This window comes from Achromobacter sp. SIMBA_011 (assembly GCF_046535435.1).
Taxonomy (GTDB): domain Bacteria; phylum Pseudomonadota; class Gammaproteobacteria; order Burkholderiales; family Burkholderiaceae_B; genus Achromobacter; species Achromobacter dolens.
Map to the genome: position 1 here is coordinate 418,804 of NZ_JAWRWN010000001.1, position 19,000 is coordinate 437,803.

15 protein-coding genes are annotated in these 19,000 nt (G+C 68.3%); 8 read left to right on the forward strand and 7 right to left on the reverse strand.

Annotated elements, in window-relative coordinates:
* Positions 1 to 19: 19 nt before the first annotated feature.
* Complete coding sequence (locus tag SB816_RS01955; RefSeq protein ID WP_054500217.1) at positions 20 to 1,084, forward strand: acyltransferase family protein; 1,065 nt, start codon at positions 20 to 22, stop codon at positions 1,082 to 1,084.
* On the opposite strand, the gene SB816_RS01960 is transcribed toward SB816_RS01955, so the two are convergent.
* The 5 genes from SB816_RS01960 to SB816_RS01980 are packed head-to-tail and all read right to left on the reverse strand — an operon-like array spanning position 1,056 to position 6,639.
* Positions 1,056 to 2,072, reverse strand: a complete 1,017-nt coding sequence (locus SB816_RS01960) for a capsular biosynthesis protein (protein WP_144656178.1) — start codon at positions 2,070 to 2,072, stop codon at positions 1,056 to 1,058. The two genes, SB816_RS01955 and SB816_RS01960, sit on opposite strands and share 29 nt — an antisense overlap.
* Before the next feature lie 26 nt (positions 2,073 to 2,098).
* Positions 2,099 to 3,031 carry an NAD-dependent epimerase/dehydratase family protein gene (locus SB816_RS01965; RefSeq protein WP_064527438.1) on the reverse strand — a complete coding sequence of 311 codons (933 nt, stop codon included), beginning with the start codon at positions 3,029 to 3,031 and terminating at the stop codon, positions 2,099 to 2,101.
* Positions 3,028 to 4,713 carry an FAD-dependent oxidoreductase gene (locus tag SB816_RS01970; RefSeq protein WP_240317234.1) on the reverse strand — a complete coding sequence of 562 codons (1,686 nt, stop codon included), beginning with the start codon at positions 4,711 to 4,713 and terminating at the stop codon, positions 3,028 to 3,030. Before SB816_RS01970 ends, SB816_RS01965 begins: the two co-directional genes overlap by 4 nt.
* 55 nt (positions 4,714 to 4,768) lie before the next feature.
* Positions 4,769 to 5,530 carry an SGNH/GDSL hydrolase family protein gene (locus SB816_RS01975; RefSeq protein ID WP_054500220.1) on the reverse strand — a complete coding sequence of 254 codons (762 nt, stop codon included), beginning with the start codon at positions 5,528 to 5,530 and terminating at the stop codon, positions 4,769 to 4,771.
* Entirely contained in the window at positions 5,530 to 6,639 is a 1,110-nt protein-coding gene (locus SB816_RS01980; RefSeq protein WP_395757202.1) for an SLBB domain-containing protein, read from the reverse strand. Before SB816_RS01980 ends, SB816_RS01975 begins: the two co-directional genes overlap by 1 nt.
* 272 nt (positions 6,640 to 6,911) lie before the next feature.
* Between SB816_RS01980 and SB816_RS01985 the strand changes: the two genes are divergently transcribed.
* Positions 6,912 to 7,676 (forward strand): WecB/TagA/CpsF family glycosyltransferase, encoded by a 765-nt coding sequence (locus SB816_RS01985; RefSeq protein ID WP_054500222.1) that lies wholly within the window; start codon positions 6,912 to 6,914, stop codon positions 7,674 to 7,676.
* Positions 7,673 to 9,016: a hypothetical protein gene (locus tag SB816_RS01990; protein WP_410546450.1), complete on the forward strand. Its 1,344-nt coding sequence runs from the start codon at positions 7,673 to 7,675 to the stop codon at positions 9,014 to 9,016. Before SB816_RS01985 ends, SB816_RS01990 begins: the two co-directional genes overlap by 4 nt.
* A gap of 4 nt (positions 9,017 to 9,020) precedes the next feature.
* On the opposite strand, the gene SB816_RS01995 is transcribed toward SB816_RS01990, so the two are convergent.
* Entirely contained in the window at positions 9,021 to 10,397 is a 1,377-nt protein-coding gene (locus SB816_RS01995; protein WP_054501168.1) for an undecaprenyl-phosphate glucose phosphotransferase, read from the reverse strand.
* Positions 10,398 to 10,458: 61 nt separating this feature from the next.
* On the reverse strand, positions 10,459 to 11,877 hold the full coding sequence (locus tag SB816_RS02000) for a mannose-1-phosphate guanylyltransferase/mannose-6-phosphate isomerase (protein ID WP_410546451.1): 1,419 nt from the start codon (positions 11,875 to 11,877) through the stop codon (positions 10,459 to 10,461).
* A gap of 672 nt (positions 11,878 to 12,549) precedes the next feature.
* Here SB816_RS02000 and bcsD point away from each other — a divergent pair.
* From bcsD to bcsB, 5 genes are read left to right on the forward strand one after another with little or no spacing between them, the layout of a single operon-like run.
* On the forward strand, positions 12,550 to 13,005 hold the full coding sequence (bcsD, locus tag SB816_RS02005; protein WP_064523939.1) for a cellulose biosynthesis protein BcsD: 456 nt from the start codon (positions 12,550 to 12,552) through the stop codon (positions 13,003 to 13,005).
* Between the two features lie 15 nt (positions 13,006 to 13,020).
* Positions 13,021 to 13,698, forward strand: a complete 678-nt coding sequence (bcsP, locus tag SB816_RS02010; RefSeq protein ID WP_410546452.1) for a cellulose biosynthesis protein BcsP — start codon at positions 13,021 to 13,023, stop codon at positions 13,696 to 13,698.
* Positions 13,695 to 14,474, forward strand: a complete 780-nt coding sequence (gene bcsQ / locus SB816_RS02015) for a cellulose biosynthesis protein BcsQ (protein ID WP_064523943.1) — start codon at positions 13,695 to 13,697, stop codon at positions 14,472 to 14,474. Before bcsP ends, bcsQ begins: the two co-directional genes overlap by 4 nt.
* The gene (gene bcsA, locus SB816_RS02020) at positions 14,471 to 16,669 is read left to right on the forward strand and encodes a UDP-forming cellulose synthase catalytic subunit (protein ID WP_116791304.1); all 2,199 of its coding nucleotides are present in this window, start codon (positions 14,471 to 14,473) and stop codon (positions 16,667 to 16,669) included. Before bcsQ ends, bcsA begins: the two co-directional genes overlap by 4 nt.
* A gap of 14 nt (positions 16,670 to 16,683) precedes the next feature.
* Entirely contained in the window at positions 16,684 to 18,999 is a 2,316-nt protein-coding gene (gene bcsB, locus SB816_RS02025) for a cellulose biosynthesis cyclic di-GMP-binding regulatory protein BcsB (protein ID WP_276608456.1), read from the forward strand.
* The last annotated feature ends 1 nt before the right edge of the window (position 19,000 follow it).

Here is a 19,000-nt window from a genome sequence, read left to right on the forward strand (position 1 = left end):
CGTACCAGGTAAATCGTTCATGGACATTCTTTCGATTCAGTACCTGCGCGGCGTCGCGGCCATGATGGTGGTGCTGGTCCACCTGTATCCGCAGCTCGAGCGCATGGGCTACCAGGGCTACTGGCCGCATTGGCTGGCCGCCGGCGTGGACATCTTTTTCGTCCTGAGCGGCTTCCTGATGTGGATCACGACGCGCGGCAAGAAAGTCGGCGTGCTGGAGTTCTACCGCCGTCGCGCGGTGCGCATCGTTCCGCTTTACTGGGTGCTGACCTCGGTGGCGGTGGCGGTGATGTTGATCGCGCCGCACCTGCTGCAGACTACCCGCTTCGGCCTGTTCCATGTGATTGCCTCGTATCTGTTCGTGATGGTGCCGAATCCGGCGGGCCTGATCGAACCTGTGCTGACGGTGGGGTGGACGCTTAATTACGAGATGCTCTATTACGTCATTTTCGGCCTGACGCTGGTGCTGCCGACGGCGTGGCGCTTCGCGACCACGACCCTCGTGCTGCTCGGCCTGAGCATGCTGGGATGGTTCGTGGTGGGCGACGACACGCCCATTCTCAAGGTCTATACGTCGGACATCGTGCTCGAGTTCGTGCTGGGCATGAGCGTGGGCTGGTGGTTCTCGCGGCCGCACAAGGGCGGCTCGGCGGGGCTGGGCTGGACGCTGGTGCTCGGCGGCTTCGTGGTGATCGGGCTGATGTCGGTGCTGGCGCCAAACGCCTCGCGGCCCTTGGCGCAGGGCGTGCCGGCGGCGGCGATCGTGGTGGGCGCGATTCTGCTGGAACGCTTCCAGGCGCTGCCGCGCCTGAATTTCCTGCACAAGCTGGGCGACGCCTCGTACTCGCTGTACCTGTCTCACGCCTTCGTGCTGTCGGCCGTCAGCCAGGGCTGGCGCAAGCTGCACCTGGACAGCCTGCCGGGCGGGCAGGTGGCGTTCTGCGTCGTCGGCATCCTGGCCTGCACGGTGGTGGGGCTGCTGGTCTACCAGTTGATGGAGCGGCCGCTGATCAACCTCTTCAAGAAGCCGCGCGAGCAGGAGGCCTCCAAGGCCGCTACCCGCCGATCCGTAGCCGGTCTTTGAGCAGGCGCAGCCAGCGCTTGTGGCGGCGCGCCGCGGCGCGCTGCGGCGTCCAGTCGATCATGCTGTCGTGGATGTCGTAATGACCGCGCTGGGCGTCCGGCACCTGGCCCGATTCGACCGCGGCGATCAGTTCCGGCAGCCTGCGGTAGAACTCCGCGCCGCGATAGGGCGGGTGCAGTGACCACAGCCCGGGCGCCGAACCCAGCAGATCGACGCGGTGCAGGCCGTTGGCGCGCAGCACCTCGCTCAGGATGACTTCGGCCTCGCGCACGTCCGGCGGGTTGCCCAGTAGATGCGATTTGGTCCGCTGTACGGCGCTTGGCCGCAGCAGCGGCAGGTGGCCGAGCGTGGCGCGCAGCCGTTCCATATCGAGCATGAAGATACGCGTGCTGGCGTTCTGGAAGCGATAGGCGGGGGCGCCGGCGATATCGACGCGTTCGGGTTCCGGCAGGCCGTGGCCATGGACCGCCGCGTCGGCGCGTGGGGGGCCGGGGAACGGGCCGGTCAGCAGCACGGTGGGATCCTGCTCGGTGTAGGCGATGGCCTCTTCTACCCAGGTGCGGCTGCCGCCGCCGAACAGCATGTCGCCATCGAAGTGCACGATGTGGCGCGCCTGGCTGTGGTGCATGCCGTAGAAGTAGGCGTAGAACGGGCCGCCGTCCCATGCCTTGACCGGGATGTCGTCGACGCCGAAGAACGATTGCGCCACCTCGCGCCGGGCAGCCGGGGCGTAATCGACCTCGATGACGTCGAGCTGGGGCGTGTCGCGGCGCAGGTCTTGCGCCAGGGCCAGCAGCTTGGCGCGGTATTCGTCGAAGTGCGTGCCGCGATAGCGGCCCGATCGGCTGCGGTGCGTGTCGATGGTGACGAGGATGCGGTCGACCATGGGCGCCCAGACACGGATCTGGTGCGGCAGCAGCAGCGCCGCATGGGGATAGTCCATGGGGTACATACTGATCTGGGCGGCGACGCGATAGGGGTAGGCCACGGCCGGTTCTCCTGGTTCTGGCGGCATCATGTCCGGGCGGCGGCGACGGTCGCCGCCAGACCCTGCTGCAGGGAGGTCCAGCGCAGCCCGAGCTGCTGCTCGGCGCGCGTCGAGACCAGCCGGATGGGCTGGCGCCAGAGGCGCGCCAGCGACGGTGGAATCGGCGGCGGCAGGCGCAGGCCCACGCGTCGCAGGCCGATCTCGGCGATCTTCAGCACCGGCGCCAGCAGATGCGTTTCGATCTTCAGGCGGCGCGGGCCGATGCGCTTGACCGGCACGGCGTCGAGCGCGCGCGCATAGGCCAGGAAGTAGCCGTTCCAGTCGGGCGCTTCGGCCATGGCGAGGTTGTAGGCCGCAGCCGCGGTCGGCGTGCGCAGGCCGGCCAGCACTGCCGCTACGACGTCGTCGATGTAGACGAGGTTGCTGCAGCCGTCGCCGGCCGCGCCCAGGTCGCCGATGCGGTGCGCGCGCAGCAGGTCGGCGATGCGCAGGCTCCATTGTGGACTGTCGGGTCCGTAGATGCAGCCCGGCCGCAAGGTGACGACGGTCTCGCGCGCGGCCAGCAGCCGTTCGGCTTCGACCTTGGCGCCGGCATAGCCTTGCAGGTTCGCGGCCATGGGGTGGTCTTCGCCAATGTCGCCGCGCGCCGCGCCATAGACCGCCATGGAACTGAAATGCACCAGGCGCGCTTCGCGCGCGTCGAGCGCGGTCGCCAGGGCGCGGGCGCCGGCCGTCATGGCGTCGGGAGAGCCGGCCACGCAATTGACCACGGCGTCGACTTCGCCCAGGGCGCGCGTGACTGCGGCGGGGTCGGTGGCGTCGAGAACGATCTCGCGGCCCTGCTGCCGGGCGCGGCGCACGCCCGCCACCGGGTCGGCCCAGTCGCTGGCGGCCAGCGCCGACACCACGCGCCGGCCGACATAGCCATTGGCGCCCAGGACCAGAATGCGTTGTTTCATGTGCGGGTCTCCGTGGCTGCGCCGCTGGACGCGTGAACGCGGCGCAGGTGATCGGCCAGGCGCAGGGCCAGCGCGACGATGGTCAGGGTCGGGTTGGCCTGGCCGGAGGTCGGGAAGACCGCCGAGCCGGCGACGTACAGGTTGGGGGTTTCGTGCACGCGGCAGTCAGCGTTGACGACGCTGTCGCGCGGATCGTTCCCCATGCGCGCCGTGCCGATATGGTGGCCGCCGTAGGCGCCATAGCGCGTCATCTCGGCCTCGACCTGTCCAGGGTCGTAGTCGAAGCGGCCCACGCCGCTGGCGGCCAGGGCCTCGGCCAGCGCCGCCAGCGCGGTCTGCACGGTGGCAACATCGCGGGGCGTGTAGCGCCAGTCGATGTGCAGGCGGCGCATTCCGAGCGCGTCGACGTCATTGCCCAGCGTGACGCGGCTGTCGGGGTTGGGCTCTTGTTCGGCGTGGAAATCGAGGCTGTAGCGGCGGTTGCGCGGGTGGACGATGATGGACGGAAACTTGCGCGCGGCCAGCTTGCGTTCAGTCAGCATGTGCCACATGAAGCGCGCGGTGGCCGGGGCGCCCAGCAACACGTTGCGCAGGTGGCTGAGCCACAGGCCGAGCGAACCTGGCGTGTCGCCATACAGGCGCTTGGCGTATTCGTAGGGAACGACGGGCCGGGCCAGGTACAGCGCCGACAGGACGCCGCTGCCGTGTCCGGGGTCCGGAATGCGCGGATGGTGCAGGCGCGCGATGAAGTTGCCCGCGTGCAGGCGGCGCTGCGCCTCGGGTTGCAGCGCCAGGCGCCGGCGGCAATAGATGCCTTCGTCGGAAACCTCGTAGCCGTGCCAGACGGAACGGGCGCCGGCCAGGTCGACGTTGCCGATGGTGCCGGCGATGTGGCACATGTAGTAGCGGCCCACCACGTCGTGCGCGTTGCCCAGTCCGCGGCCGCTGGCGCCGGGGTTGGCGAGCAGCAGCCGCGCGGTTTCCAGTCCGCCGGTGGCGAGCACGTAGGCGCGCGCCTGGACCGTGAAGACATTGTTGCCGGCCAGCGTGCGGACGCGGGCCGGGCCAACGGGCGCGCCGGCCGCGCCGTTGTCGAGCTTGCACAGGTTGGCATGCTGCAGCACGCGCACCGGTCCCTGGCGCAGCCGCTCGGCATAGCGCCAGCCGAAATCGGTGGGCACGCTGAAGCGTTCCAGGGTATCGGTGGAGAACTCGGGGCTGTCGAAGCCTTCGATCATCGGCCGCACGGGCCGATGGAAGGCGGTCTCGACGGTGTAGGCGAAATCGCCGGCTTCGCACAGTTGGTTGGCGCGCGGGTAGTAGGGCCGCAGGTCGTCCAGGCCGATGGGCCAGCCGCTGTGCGCGATGTAGTCGCGCGGCTCGAAGTCGATGGGATCGAACGGCATGCAGCGGCCACCCCAGATGGTGGTGGAGCCGCCCATGCGGCGCTGGCGGTAGCGCTCGGGCTCGGGGTGCATGCGGGCGTCGGCGACACTGCCCGCGTAGAGCGCCTGGGTGGTCTTGTCCTCGGCCGGGCCGCCGCTTTCGAGCAGCACCACGTCCAGGCCGCTGTCCAGCAGGGCCAGGGCCAGCGTGATGCCGGCGGCGCCACCGCCGACGATGCACAGGTCGGCGGTGAGGGTCGAGCCGTTCGGAATGGTGTTGGCGTCCAGGATCATCATGTCGCTCCGGGCAGGCGCCGCAAACCTGGTGCCGCGCGTGCGCGGACCAAGGGCATCAGTATCGCACGGCGGCGCCCGCCGGCAGCTTCAGCGTTTCGTGGATGTAGCCGGCGAAGGCGGTATAGCCGGCGATGTTCGGATGCACGCCGTCGGCGAACATGCCCGGCGCCAGCTTGAGGAAATCGTTGGTGCCGCCGCTGGACCAGTACAGGTAGTCCACGACCCGCACATGCGGGTACTGGCGCGGCAGGTCTTGTAGCAGCCAGTCGTTGAAGGCGCGGGTCAGCTCGATCATGGGCGGCGTCATGCCGAGGTAGGCGCCGACGTTGTCCACGACCAGCGGGATGCCCAGTTTCGCCGTGGTCTGCGCGAAGTAGGTGAAGTTGTCCTGCAGGGTCTGCAGCGGCACCATGCCGACGGCGACATCGTTGATGCCGACATGCAGATACGCCAGGCTCGGTCGCGAGCCGGCGGGCAGGGTGCGCGCGCCGCGGCCATCGCCTGGATCGTATTCCTCGGCCAGCACGTCGCGGCGCCAGCGGGCGCGGACCTGCGCCGACATCTGGCCGCCGATGCCATGGTTGAAATGGAACACGCCGGAATAGCGCGCCAGGTCGTAGGAGAGCTGGCCCGGATTGGACGGATAGTCCGGCACGAACTGGCCCTGCACGTTCAGGCGGCCCTTGCGCTGGATCTCGCCTTCGGCGATGGAGTCGCCGACCACCACGGCGTAGATGCGCTGGTCGCGCGCCCATGCGGGCAGCGCGGCGCATCCCGGGGCCAGCAGCAGGGCCGAGAGCAGGCTGCGGCGGTTCATCAGAAGAAGCGCTCGTTGACGTGGATGACGTCGCCGGGCTGGACCGCGTCGGTCAGCTTGGCGCGCCGGTCGGTGATCTCGCCGGTCAGCGCGTCCGTGCGGTTGAGGTCGATGCGGCTGTCGGACGCGCGCGGCGTCAGGCCGCCGGCGACCGCCAGGGCGCGCATGACGTTCAGGCCCTGTTCCAACGGATAGGCGCCGGGCTTGCCGACTTCGCCGTAGACGTAGAAGCGCGGCGCTTCCGGCACGAACACCACGTCGCCCGGTTGCAGTTCGGTGTCCTGCAGGCTTTGCGAGGGCGATTGGCGATTGCCCACGTAGAGATTGATGCGGTCGTTGCCGCCGCCGGCGCGGCGCACCAGGGTGGCAACGTCGCCAGCGCCGCCCGTGGCGCCGCCGGCCATGGCCAATAGTTCCAGCACCGACAGCTTGCCTTCGATGGGGTAGCGGCCCGGCCTCGCGACCTGTCCCAGCACCGACACGATGCGGCTGCGCAGCGTGACGACCTCGACGGCGACCTGCGGATCGGTCATGTAGCCCTTGCTGCGCAGGTCCTGCTCGATGCGTTTGCCGATGGCCGCGGGCGTCAGGCCCGAGGCGCGGACGTTGCCCAGCATCGGCACCACGATCTGGCCGTCGGCATCGACCGTGGCGCGGGCCTGGGTGCCGCCGGTGCCAAGGATGTTGATGTTGAGCGTGTCGCCCGGCCCGACCGCGCCGATGGCGCTGCCGATGGCCTGCTCCAGGGCCGGGTCGGCCGGCGCCGCGGCGGCCTGGCGCGGGGTGGGCACGACGCCGTTTTCCGGCAACCGGTTGCCGGCCATGTGGCGGTCGGTGCCGCGATCACCGCTGCCGCTCTTGACCGCGGGCGGCACGGCCGGCGGCGTGTAGGCGGCGGGCGGAGCGGCGACCGGCGTGGTCGGCTGCGGGCGCACGGGTGCGCCAATGGGGGCGGGGGGGGTGTAGGCGGGGGACTCGTAGGGCGCGTTGTAGCGCTTGAAGTCGTTGTCGGGCGAGGGCGCCGCCGGACGGGACGGGGACACGGGGTCGGGGATCGGCAGGTCCTGCGCGCCCGCCGCATGCGCACAGGCCAGCAGCGCCGCCAACATCGCTTTCCGCCATATCGTCGTCAGACACGCCACGTTATTCTCCGATCCTTTGGTTAAAGGTTGCGCGCGTCCAATAGTAGCCGAAGCAAAACGCCACACTATGGGTATTTTAAATACAATACGCGCGTGCCGGCTCGATGGATGTGGTTTTCTCAAACGCAAACGTGAGACCATTGTTCCCGAGCTTACCGCCCTTCGTAGCGAGATCCTCCTTGCACAGTTCAGAGCACGTATCCGACCCCCGCGGAACTGCGAACGACGATATCCCCGTCATGCCCGTCGTGCGGCTGTTCGACCTCGATATCGCGGCAGTTTCCTTCGATGAGGCCGTCGAGGGCCTGGCGCAGGCGGCCGTGCGCCGCGACGGTCGCGCCCGCATCGTGGTCACGCCCAATGTCGATCATGTGGTGCGCCTGGATGCCTCGCCGGAATTCCGCGAGCGCTACGCCAAGGCCGATTTCATCTTCGCCGACGGCATGCCCGTGGTGTGGGCCAGCCGTTTCCTGGGACAGCCGCTGCCCGAGCGCATCACCGGTTCCGACCTGTTCGTCGCGCTGTGCCAGCGCGCCCAGCGCGAGGGCTGGCAAGTGATGCTGCTGGGCGGCATGCCTGGCTCCGAGCCCGACCTGCTCGCGCGTTTCGCGCAGTATTACCCGGGTTTGAACATCGATATCGTCAGCCCCTCGATGCGCTTCGATCCGCTCGGACCCGAGGGGCAGGCCTATGCCGACCGTGTGCGCGAACGCCGGCCCGACGTGGTCTTCCTGTGCGTGGGCATGCCCAAGCAGGAACACTGGGTGCTGCATCACGCCGGCGAGTTGCCCGGGGGGATCCTGCTTTGCGTGGGCGCGGCCATGGAATTCGCCATCGGCCTGCAACGCCGTGCGCCCATGTGGATGCAGCGCATCGGCCTGGAATGGCTGTGGCGCCTGGCCAGCAACCCGCGCCGCCTGTGGCGCCGTTATCTGGTCGACGATCCACGCTTCCTGGGACTTTGCTGGCGGCAATGGCGCAAGCGGCGCGGCTCGGCGCCGTGATCTTGCGCCCCGGCGCCAGCCTTGCCTTGGATGGCGGGGCCAAGCGAGGCACGGTCACGATCGGACGCAAGCTGGCCGCGGCCAGCCTGATGATGTGCGGCGTCCAGGCCATGGGCGCGCCGGGGCCGGCCGACTACGCCGTGCAACTGGGCAGTTCCTACCAATACCAGAGCAATCCCGCGCGCCTGCCGCAGTCGTCTTCCGACATCCGGGGCGCGGGCGTCTGGGTCAATTCGGTCGGCCTGGGGCTGCGCATGCCGCTGCTGTCCGACGACACCCGGCTGGACGTGGGCGGCACGCTGGCCGATGCCCGCTACAGCAATAACCGGCAGCTCGACCACCAGCCCGGCAACATGCTGTCGACGCTGCATTGGCGCGCCGGCCGGCTGTTCGCCGGGCGCTTCGATTACGGCTACCAGAGCCAGCTCAATCCCAACATGGCGCGCACCTGGCCCGACCGCGACCTGCAGACGCGCGACAACAAGTCGGCCGAGCTGGGCCTGCGCATCTCGGAGCGGCTGACGCTGCCGGTGTTCGGCGTCTTCACCAACGGCACGCGCTACGACCAGGACATCAACCGCACCCTGTATGACCGCAAGGACCAGGGCTGGCAACTGTCGGCGCGCTATGCCGGGTTCGGCCGCTCCTTCGCGCAGACGGGCCTGCGCCATACCCAGGTCGATTACTACGGCCGCACGCCGGACCTGGTCCCGACCATCGACGACCGCTACACGGACAACGAGGCTTTCGTCGCGGCGCGCTGGGACTACAGCCCCAAGACGCTGCTGCAGGCGCGCGTCGGCCTTCTCAAGCGCAGCTACGTGCACCTGGGCGATCGCGACACCAATCTGTTCACCTTCGCCGGCCGCGCGACCTGGGACTATTCGCCCAAGACGCGCCTGGACCTGCAGCTTTGGCGCCGTCCCTACGCCTATGACGATGACCCCACGGTGCTGTATTCGATCCAGACCGGCGGCCTGGCTTCGGTGACGTGGCGACCCACGGTCAAGACCGCGTTCCAGTTGGGCGCCGAGCTGACCCGCCAGCGCAACACCGCCTTCACCGGCGGCAACGACCAGACCCTGCAGATCCGCCGCTTCGGCGCGCGCGTGCAATGGCAGCAGGAAGACAACCTGCGCTGGATCGTGGACGTGTACCGCGACCGGCAGATGGGCGAATCCGCCGGCGACAGCTACAACCAGAATTTCGTGCGCGTCGGGCTGGAATACACCTTCGGCAGCCGCGGCAAGGAGAACCTGCGGCTGATGATGCAGCCGACCGACTGTCAATGGCGTCGGCCGGAGCTGGCGATGTGCGATCCGATGGGCGAGGAGCCCTGAGCGCTCAGTAGGCGTTGCGGTCCCAGAAGATCACGAGCACGGTCCGGAACAGGATCTTCAGATCCAGCATCAGCGACCAGTTGGCGATGTAGTAGCGGTCGTAGCGCACGCGCTGCAGCATCTTGTCGGTGGTGTCGGTCTCGCCGCGCAGGCCGTGGATCTGGGCCCATCCGGTGATGCCGGGCTTGACGCTGTGTCGCAGCATGTAGCCCTGGATCATGCGGCGGTAGATCTCGTTGTGCTCGGCCGCGTGCGGGCGCGGGCCGACCAGGCTCATGGTGCCGGCCATCACGTTGAACAACTGCGGCAGCTCATCCAGCGAACTCTTGCGCAGGAAGCGGCCGATGCGTGTCACGCGCGAATCGCCCTGCTGCGCCTGGCGCAGGCTGCCGTCGGCTTCCGTGCCGGCGTTGGCGCGCATGGAACGGAACTTGAACACCGTGATCGGCATGCCGCGTTCGCCATAGCGCATCTGGCGGAAGATGACGGGCCCCGGCGAGTCGAGCTTGATGGCCAGCGCGATCACCAGCATGGCCGGCGAAGCCAGCAGCAGCATCAGCCCGCCCAGCGCCAAATCCATGGCGCGCTTGAGGCTGCGCGACAGGCCCTGCATGTGCGTTTCGTGCAACGCCAGCAACGGCACGCCCGCGATTTCGGCGCTGCTGGCCGTCAGTTCGCCCAGGAACGGCGACTCTGGCATCAGATAGATGGCGGCCGTCGAGTCATACAGCCGGTTCATGAGGTTGAGCACGACCGGGTTGTCCTTCGTGTCGTCCAGCGTGACGAAGGCCATGCCGTACTCGCCCGCCTCGATGCGGCTGAGGGCGTCCGGGTAGCGGCCGAGGTAGGGCGGCGGCGTCGGTTCGCCCTTGCGCGTGCGCACCTGTTCCTCGGCGTAGTAGCCGGCGGTGTGGATGCCCAGGATGGGCGAGCGCTGCAGGCGCATGGCGAGCTTGCGCGCTTCGGGGCCCATGCCGAAGAACACCGCCGAACGGCGGCTGGCGGACGCATTGTTCAGGCGATAGGCGGTGCGGCGCAGGCCGTACAGGGCGAGAACCTGCAGCGGCAGGGCGATAGCCGTCCATTGCAGCAGCAGCACGCGCAGCGATTCGGTGTCGGTGGCGCTGCCGGGCAGGAAGAACAGCGTGACCAGCGCCAGGAACAGCACGCTGAACCAGCGCATCACGCCGCGGCTCAGCATCCACCAGACGCTGCGGGCGCTGATCAGCAGCGTGAAGCGGGCGAATGCGACAAAGGCGCCCGTGGCGAGAATGACCGGAATCCAGCCGCGGAAGATGGGCGACGCCATCTCCTCGGCCAGTGTCAGGCCAAGAAAGGTGCCGGCGTTGATCAGCGCGCAGATCAGGCCCGTTAGGGCCATGAAGGAGCGCTGAGGGTGGCTGGGCATCGCGTAGGTGAGCATGGAAAAGGTGGTGGGGGGATCAGCGACCGTAGACATCATCAAACCGCACAATATCGTCCTCGCCCAGATACGGGCCGGACTGCACTTCTATCAGCTCCAGGTCAATGGAACCCGGATTCTCCAGGCGGTGTTTTACACCCAGAGGAATGTAAGTGGACTGGTTTTCCGTCAGCAGGAATACCTCGTCGCCGCGCGTGACGCGCGCCGTGCCGGTGACGACGATCCAGTGTTCGGCCCGGTGGTGGTGCATCTGCAGCGAGAGCCGACCGCCGGGCGCCACGCGGATGCGCTTGACCTGGAACCGGTCGCCGTTGTCGATGGCGTCGTAGCTGCCCCACGGCCGATAGGTCAGGCGATGGGCCGTGGCCTGCGGACGGTTGGCCTGGTTCAGGCGGGCGACGATGCGGCGCACGTCCTGCACCTTGTCGCGCGCGGCGACCAGGACGGCGTCGGCGGTCTCGACCACCACGGTGTCCTCCAGCCCCAGCAGCGTCACGAGGCGGTGGCTGGAATAGGCGTAGACGCCATGGCAGTCCTCGGCCACCACGTCGCCGCGCAGGGCGTTGCCATCGGCGTCCTGCGGCGCCAGTTGCCACAGCGAGGCGAACGAGCCGATGTCGCTCCAGCCGGCGTCCAGCGGCACCATGGCCACGTCCGGATCGCGCTCCATGACGGCGTAGTCGATCGAGTCGGACGGGCAGGCGGCGAAGGCGGCCTCGTCGATCCGCAGGAAATCGCCATCCTGGCGCGGCGCGGCCATGGCCTGGCGGCAGGCCGCCAGGATGTCGGGACGATGCGCCTGCAGGGCCTGCAGGTAGCGTGAGGCGCGGAACAGGAACATGCCGCTGTTCCAGAAATACTGTCCGCTGGCCAGATATTGCGCTGCCGTGGCCGCGTCGGGTTTCTCGACAAAAGCCTCGACGTCGGCTGCGCCGTCGCGGGCAGCGCCGGCGCGAATGTAGCCGTAGCCGGTCTCGGCGTAGGTGGGCTTGATGCCGAAGGTGACCAGGCGGCCGGCGTGGGCGGCGGGCAGCGCCTGGCGCACGGCGTCGTGGAAACGCTCGACGTCAGGCACCGCGTGGTCGGAAGGCAGCACCAGCAGCACGGGGTCGGCGCCGTCGGCCTGCGCCAGCAGGGCGGCCAGGGCGATGGCTGGCGCCGTGTTGCGGCCGACGGGTTCGAGCAGGACGGTGGGTTGTTGCTGGCCGATCTGGCGCAGTTGTTCGGCGACGATGAAGCGGTGTTCCTCGTTGGCCACGAAGATCGGCGCCTGGCTGCCAAGGCCGGCCACGCGCTCACAGGTGGCTTGCAGCGGGGAAAGGGCGCCGAGCAGGGGGAGGAACTGTTTGGGGTAGCTGCCGCGGGACAGCGGCCACAGGCGGCTGCCGGTGCCGCCTACCAGCAGAACGGAACGCAGTTGCGGCGTGGTACTCGACATCGGAAGTCCCTTGCATTCTGTCGCTGACGGCGCATGGCGCCGCGGGGGCGGGGGTACTTATCGGGCGCGGCACACGGTCTACGTCCTGCCAACGGCCTCAACTATAAAGGTTGCGCAATCGGCTGTGGCAAAGTGTTTGCAAATCTTTAAGATCTTTAAGATGTGTATGTCTTTAATTTGATTGTTGTCTTCACTATACTAAAAGACTGTGCCGCAGCGCAGGTTGGATGCATATATATCGATGCATTTTGCTATTATCGGCAATATAAGTCAGCACGCGTTAATACTGCCCGAAACAAAACGTTTACGAGCATTCGTGAAAAGACTTCAAACCGATGACACCGCGCGCTGCCGTCTAAGACGCAAGGTCATGCTCCAAGAATGCGGCCTAAAGTACCGCAGCTCCGCCTTGCCAACTCGCGGATGCAGGCTATGCAAAGCCTGAAAACCAGGATGTTCCTCGTGTCGTCCTCGCGTCGAGTGTCGCGCGGGTTCCCGCGCGCGACCTCGTTTTTCGTCGGTGCCTGTACGAAACAACCCGGCATGGCGGCCTCTGCCTGGCTCGTCGCTTGCCCGCCGGCCTTGCCTTTCAACACTTGTCCTGGTCCCGTGGCGCGTCGCGCTGACGCTTGCGGGCCAAGTCCTGTCGCCTGTCCATGACGAAGGAACGACGTGCAAAGCGCCATCCTCTCCCACCTCGATGATCGACTCTGTGCCAGCCAGTGGCGCGATGTGCTGGCGGCCTTCGCCCAGGAGTTGTCGCAGGATTTGACGGTGCAGCGCTTGCGCGCGCTGATGCGGCGCGCCGGCGAGACATTCGCCGACAGGCATGCGCTGTCGGGCGCCGTGTCGATCGCCGAGATGCAGTCCGCCATCAACCAGGTCTGGCGTCCGCTGGACTGGGGCTGGGTGGAGATCGAAGAGGCCGAGGATCACCTGGCCCTGGCGCACTACTGCGCGCCGCTGCGCGCGGCGTTCGGCGCCGCGCACCTGGACTGGAGCGCGGGGTTCCTGGAGGGGGCCTACGAATCGTGGATGCGCCTGCTGGGCGCCGATGCGCAGTTGAAGGTCTCGCAGCAGCGCGCGTCCGATGAATCCGGTGTCATTCTCTACCGGTTCGGCCGCTAGGATGCGGGACCACGGATGAGAGACGACAACGACATCACCAGCCTGTATCGCGAGTTCGGGGGCGATCCCCGCAACTATCGCGAGATCGGCCGCGAGGACCGGGCCCGCGCCGCGCGCGGCCGCTGGCCGCTGCTGAGCCGCATCCGGCCGGGGCAGCCTGGCGTGCCGCCCGCCGCCGGCGATTCGCCCGCCGACCGCCCCGCGCGGGCCGCGGCCTGGCCGCTGGCGCCGGGCGCGGCCGTGGCGGCGCTGCCGTTGTCCCGATTCTCGCCCGTGCGTCGTGGCGCAGCGGTGGATGCGGCCAAGGTGGCCGCGTTGATCCGTGGCGCGCGCGTGCAGCGTCCGCCGCTGGATGCGCTGGAAATTCCGCGGCAGTCCTCGCGGGAAGCCCCGCCGGCGCCTGCGGCCGCGCCGGTTGTCGCCGCGCCCGTCGCCGTCGAGCCTGCTGCCGTCGAGCCGCCCGCCACGGAGCCGCCCGCCACGGAGCCGCGCGCCGCCGAGCCGCCCGCGCGTCCCGCGCCGAAAGTCCTCATCGAACCCACCCTCGCGCCCGAGCGGCCGGCGGCGACGGCCCCCGAGTCCGAGCCGGCCAGCGCCGCGACGCCGTTGCAAGGCGTCTTCGCGCGCCTGGCGCGGACGCCGCGTGTGGACGCGGCCCAGGATCCGCCATCTTCGAAAGCGGCGAAAAAATGAAAACCATCGCGATTGTTTCCGCCAAGGGCGGGGTAGGAAAGACCACGATAGCCGCCACGCTGGGCTTGGCCCTGAGCCGGGCGGGCCATCCCGCCCTGCTGGTTGACCTGGATCCGCAGAACGCGTTGCGCTTTCACCTGGGCGCCGAATCGCAGGCCGCCGAGGCCGGGCTGGCGCGCGCCAGCCTGGCCAGCATTCCCTGGCGTGAAACGGTGGTGCGGGGCGACGCCGGCCCCTACCTGTTGCCATTCGGCCAGATCAACGAGGCGGACCGCATGGCGCTGGAACAGCAGATGCGGCAGGACGACGCCTGGCTGGCGAACCACCTGCGGGCGCTCGATCTCGAGCCCGATACCGTGGTGCTGGTGGACACGCCGCCGGGACCGTCGATCTATCTCAGCCAGGCGCTGCGCTGCGCCGACCTGGTGCTGGTCGTGACGCTGCCGGACGCCGCCTCGTACGCGACGCTGCCGCAGGTTGAAAACCTGATCGCGCAGTACTGCGAAGGACGCCCGGAATTCATGGGCCATGCCTTCGTGGTCAACCAGGCGGACAGCGCCTCCCCGCTGGCCAAGGACACGCTGCAGGTGATGCGCGGCATCCTGGCCGACCGCCTGGCCGGCGTGATCCACCGCGACGCCACCGTCAGCGAGGCGCTGGCCTTCGGCACCACCGTGATCGACCACGCCCCGCACAGCCAGGCCAGCAATGACATCGGCATCAGCGCGCAATGGCTGCTGCGGCAATTGCGCGAGCCCCGGGAGGACCAGCCATGAAGTCGGTGACCAACGAGACCGCGGCGCAGAATCCGCGTCTCTCGCGCATGGGCAACAGTCTGTTGTCCTGGCGCATCTGGAAGATGGGCTGGGTTCGGGCGCTGTCGTTGATGTTGGCCGGCGTGCTGTCGGTGCTGGCGGTGGCCGTCGAGATGGGCCTGCCGCAACAGATGATGTTCGCGGCGTTCTGTGTGATCGTGGCGCTGTTGCTGCACCGCGTGGGCGGACGGCTGGCGACGCTGACGCTGGTGATGCTGTCGGTCATCACGTCGTTGCGCTACATGTATTGGCGCATCACCGACACCATCGGCTTTCACAATGTCTTGGACGCGTTCTTCGGCTACGGGCTGCTGCTGGCCGAGATCTACGCCCTGACGGTCATGCTGCTGAGCTACTTCCAGACGGCTTGGCCGCTGCGCCGCAAGCCCACGCCGTTGCCGGTTGACCGATCCCTCTGGCCGACCGTGGATGTCTACATTCCCACCTACAACGAACCGCTGGACGTGGTGCGCCAGTCGGTGCTGGCTGCGCAGTCGCTGGACTGGCCGGCGGAAAAGCTGCGTGTCTACGTGCTCGATGACGGCCGTCGGCAGGAGTTCCGCGAGTTCAGCGAGCTGGCTGGCGTGGGTTACCTGACGCGCCCGGACAACAAGCACGCCAAGGCAGGCAACATCAACGCCGCGCTGACCAAGACCGACGGCGAATTCATCGCGGTGTTCGATTGCGACCACGTCACGGTGCGCTCGTTCCTGCAGATCTGCATGGGCTGGTTCCTGAAGGACAAACGGCTGGCGCTGCTGCAGACGCCGCACGTCTTCTTCTCGCCCGACCCCTTCGAGCGCAACCTGGGCACCTTTCGCAACGTGCCCAACGAGGGCGAACTGTTCTACGGCGTGATCCAGGACGGCAACGACCTGTGGAACGCCACGTTCTTCTGCGGCTCGTGCGCGGTGATGCGCCGCTCGGCGCTGGACGCGGTCGGCGGCGTGGCGGTCGAGAGCGTGACCGAGGACGCGCTGACCGCCCTGAAGATGAACCGCCTGGGCTTCAATACCGCCTACTTGGCGGTGCCGCAGGCCGCGGGGCTGGCCACCGAGAACCTGTCGCGCCACATCGGCCAGCGCACGCGCTGGGCGCGCGGCATGGCGCAGATCATCCGCACCAACAATCCGCTGCTGGGCAAGGGCCTGAAGATCGGGCAGCGGCTTTGCTACCTGAGCGCGATGCTGCACTTCTTCTTCGGCCTGCCGCGGGTGGTGTTCCTGACGGCGCCGCTGGCCTATCTGTTCTTCCATGCCAACGTGTTCCAGGCGTCGGCCATCATGGTGGCGGCCTACGCCTTGCCGCACATCGTTCTGTCCAACCTGACCGGGTCACGCATCCAGGGGCGCTTTCGCCATTCGTTCTGGAACGAGGTCTACGAGTCGGTGCTGGCCTGGTACATCATGCGCCCGGCGCTGGTGACGCTGATCAGCCCGAAGACGGCGCTGTTCAACGTGACGGCCAAGGGCGGCATCATCCGGGAATCGTATTTCGACTGGACGCTGGCGCGGCCCTACGTGGTGCTGCTGGGGCTGAACCTGGCCGGCTTCATCGTTGGCGTGGTCAGCCTGGTCACCGGGTACGGGGGCGTGGACGCACGCCTGACCATCGTGCTGAACCTGATCTGGACCGTCTACAACATCGTGATGACCAGCGCCAGCGTGGCCGTGGCCGGCGAAGTGCGGCAACTGCGCAACACGCCGCGGGTGGCCATCTCGCTGGCCGCCATGCTGCTGCTGCCGGACGGGCGCACGGTCGCCTGCCGCACCAGCGACTACTCGCAGGGCGGCCTCGGCCTGGTGCTGCCGCCCGGGGTGCTGGTGCCCAACGGCATGCCGCTGAGCGTGTCGCTGTTCCGCAATGACGAGGAAGCCATGTTCCCTGCGCTGGTCACGTTCAGCCGCGGCGACCGCCTGGGGATCAGCTTCCAGTCACTGACGCTGGAGCAGGAACGCGAGCTGGCGCAGATGACCTTCGGCCGCGCCGACACCTGGGCCAGCACCTGGGGCAATAACGCGCCCGATTCGCCGTGGGTCGCATTGCGACAGATCTCGAGCATCGGCGTACGCGGTTTTTCGTTGCTGCTGCGCCAGTTGCGCGATCGCAGCCTTGCGGCCGTGCGCCGTCCCACGTCCGTGTCCACCAAAAACTAGAGGACGACAGAGCGATGATTCCCAGGCTTGATGCTTGGCCGCCCCGGCCTTGCCTGTCCCCCGCACAGTCGGTCCCGCGTCGGGCGCTGCTATCGGCGTTGTTGGCCCTCGGGGCGGTCATGCCGGCCCTGGCCGAGCCCGTCGCTGCCGATCCGGTCGCCGCGACCGCGCCCGCGGCGACCCTGCCGCCGGGCGCGCGTATCTACTCCGTACCCCTGTCGCGCCTGAGCGGCCAGAGCGCGCTGCCGTTGCGCGGCGTGGACGGCATCAATGGACTGGGCTTCAGCGCGCGCCGCGACCAGCAGGTCATCGGGGCGCGCGTCAACCTGGATTACAGCTATTCGCCCGCGCTGCTGCCCGACCTGTCGCACTTGAAGGTGCTGCTCAACGGCGAAGTGGCGGGCAGCGTGGCGCTGCCGAAGGAAGCCGCGGCCACGCCGACCCGCCAGACGGTCGAGCTGCCGGTGCCGGCGCTGGCCGACTACAACCGGCTCGACGTGCAACTGATCGGCCATTACACGCTGGGTTGCGAAGACCCGGTGCATTCCAGCCTGTGGGCCGACGTCGCTGGCCGCAGCACGCTGGAACTGACCGTGATGCCGGTCGACCTGCCCAATGACCTGGCGCTGCTGCCTGTGCCGTTCTTCGACAGTCGAGACATTCGCCAACTGGCGCTGCCGATCGTGCTGGGAGCTAGTCCGGATGCGGCGCGGCTGGAGAGCGCCGGCATCCTGACCTCGTGGTTCGGCGCCCTGGCGGGATATCGCGGCGCCAGGTTCGACGCCCATTTGCAGGACCTGCCGGCGACCGGCAACGCAGTCGTGCTGCTGCTGCCGGGCGACACGGTCGCCGGATTGCAGACGCCCGCGATCGATGGCCCGTCGGTGGCAATGCAGACCAACCCGCGCGATCCGCACGGCAAGTTGCTGCTGGTGATGGGGCGCGACGCCAAGGAGCTGAGGCAGGCCGCCGCCGCGCTGGCGCTGGGCAGCGAAGCGTTGTCCGGCTCGCAGGCACGCATCACGCGCCTGGAGACGCCGCGGCCGCGCAAGCCGTTCGACGCGCCCAACTGGCTGCGCAGCGACCGGCCGGTGGCATTCGGCGAGCTGGTGCCGACCCGCGACCTGAACGTCTCGGGCCATCGGCCGCCGCCGGTGCAGGTCAACCTGCGCGTGCCGCCGGGCCTGTTCGGCTGGCATAGCGATGGCGTGCCGGTGAACCTGATCTACCGCTATTCGCCGCGTCCCGGCGCCAGGCAGTCGGTGATGGAGATGATGGCCGGCAACCAGTTGGTCCGCAGTTTCGCGCTGCACGAAGGACCGGGCGTCTACAACCGCCTGACCGGCATGCCGGCCTCGGAAGGCAAGGCGCGGGTGATGGTGCCGACCTATCTGCTGCCGCCGCAGACGGCGCTGCAGTTCAATTACGTCTACGAGTACGCCAAGCTGGGCGAGTGCCAGAACAGCATCCTGGATAACGTGCGCAGCGCGATCGATCCGGGTTCCACCATCGATATTTCCGGCCTGCCCAAGTATGCCGCCATGCCGGACCTGTCGCTGTTTGCCGACGCCGGCTTCCCGTTCACACGCATGGCCGACCTGTCGGAAACCGCGGTGGTCATGCCCGAGGGCGCCGGCGTGTCGGACTTCTCGGCCTATCTGACCTTGATGGGCGTGATGGGGCAGGCGACGGGCTATCCCGCCACTGGCGTCACCGTCACCCAGGGCGCGCAGGTCGCGGCGCAGCGCGACAAGGACCTGCTGGTGCTGGCTTCCGGCGACAACCAGCCGCTGCTGGCGCAATGGGGCGACGCGCTGCCGAGCGGCTTCAATGGCAAGGAGCGCCGCTTCAGCCTGTCGAGCTGGGTCGATGGCGTCGCGTCCTGGTTTGGCAACGATCCGCGCGACCGCAAGCGCCAGGCCGACATCCAACTGGCCTTCTCCAGCGGCGGCGTCACGGCCACGCTGGCTGGCCTGCAATCGCCGCTGCAGTCAGGCCGCAGCGCCGTTGTGGTGTCGGGCACCAGCGCCGATGGCCTGGCCAGCGCCGTTCAGGCGCTGCTGGCCAGCCGCGACGCCGAGAGCAAGGCCGACAATCCTCAGGACCGGATCGGCGGAAGCCTGTCGGTGATCAGCGGCGGGCAGGCCTATACCCTGCAGGATGAGCAGAGCTATTACGTGGGTTCATTGCCGACCTGGCTGGGCCTGCAGTGGTTCTTCGCACGCCATCCGCTCACGCTCGTGGGGGCGTTGCTCCTGAGCGCGCTAGTCATTGCCGTGTTGCTCTACCTGTCGCTGCGCGCCCGCGCTCAGCGCCGCCTGGGATCGTGAT